Source organism: Lamprobacter sp. (assembly GCF_034860625.1).
Taxonomy (GTDB): Bacteria; Pseudomonadota; Gammaproteobacteria; order Chromatiales; family Chromatiaceae; genus Lamprobacter.
Genome location: NZ_JAYESN010000770.1, coordinates 1 through 393 on the forward strand (window position 1 = coordinate 1; position 393 = coordinate 393).

At 57.0% G+C, this 393-nt stretch carries 1 protein-coding gene; it reads right to left on the reverse strand.

What is annotated here, in order from left to right:
- Positions 1-43: 43 nt before the first annotated feature.
- Positions 44-250: a DUF1640 domain-containing protein gene (locus VBE63_RS31220; RefSeq protein ID WP_323686811.1), complete on the reverse strand. Its 207-nt coding sequence runs from the start codon at positions 248-250 to the stop codon at positions 44-46.
- Positions 251-393: the final 143 nt, after the last annotated feature.

A 393-nucleotide genomic window follows, 5' to 3' on the forward strand; every position in this document is an offset into this window, starting at 1 on the left:
TGTTGGTGTGACGGTGTGAATCCATGCCGAATGAGTGCAGCAATCAGAGCAGTGCCTTGATGATCAGCGAGACGATCCCCGCCAGCACGGCGCCCATCATCCACTTCAACAGTGTCAGATCGGTGCGGATTGGAGCTAGGGCTTGCTCTAGGTCGGCTTTCGTCACGAGTTCATCCTGTGCCGTCCCGATGGCACGCACGACCGCTTCTGCCTGCTCGGGCGCAAAGCCCGCAGTCTTGAGTTTGTCCACCCATTCCAAGGTGTCGTAAGGTGACTGTCGCCATGGTTGTTCCTAAGTGTCGAAAAATCCGAGCCCTGTCGTGGATGAATCTGCGCCTGGCGAGAAGTATAGACAAGCCCGTCCCAGCAGCAAAATCCGATGCGACTAACGCC